The sequence below is a fragment of the Arthrobacter sp. Y3223164 genome, from assembly GCF_059091005.1.
Map to the genome: position 1 here is coordinate 1 of NZ_JBNHGF010000832.1, position 492 is coordinate 492.

Genomic DNA, 492 nt, shown 5'->3' on the forward strand with positions numbered 1-492 from the left:
CCGCCTCCAGCCGGTGCCCGGCGGCACCAACGTGATCGCCTCGCGGGTGGACCTGTGGCTGGACGCCCGGCACCCGGACGACGCCGTCACCGCGCACCTGGTCGAGGCCATCCACGGCAAGGCCCAGAAGATCGCCGCCTTCGAGGGCTGCTCCGTGTCGCTGACGGAAGAGTCCTACAGCGGAACCGTGCACTTCGACTCCGCGTTGCAGCGCCAGCTGGAGAACGCCCTGCCCGGCGCGCCGGTGCTGGCCACCGGTGCCGGGCACGACGCCGGCGTGCTGGCCTCGCGGGTGCCGTCCGGCATGTTGTTCGTGAAAAACCCCTCCGGCATCTCGCACTCCCCGGAGGAATACGTGGAGCCCTGGGACGCGGACGCCGGCGCGGAAGCCTTGGCGGACGTGCTCGAGGCACTGCTGTGAGCGGCATCTGGTGCGAGCGCGCCTGGCTGGGCCCGGCCGGCGTGGCCGAGGGAGTCCTGCTGGGCTGCGAC

Annotated in this window: 1 protein-coding gene; it reads left to right on the forward strand. The window is 72.6% G+C overall.

Going from position 1 to position 492, the window contains the following annotated elements; genetic code table 11:
* Window positions 1-421, forward strand: a 421-nt coding sequence (locus tag AC5RUJ_RS18265; RefSeq protein WP_494156521.1) for a M20/M25/M40 family metallo-hydrolase, incomplete at its 5' end; no start/stop codon positions are given.
* Window positions 422-492: the final 71 nt, after the last annotated feature.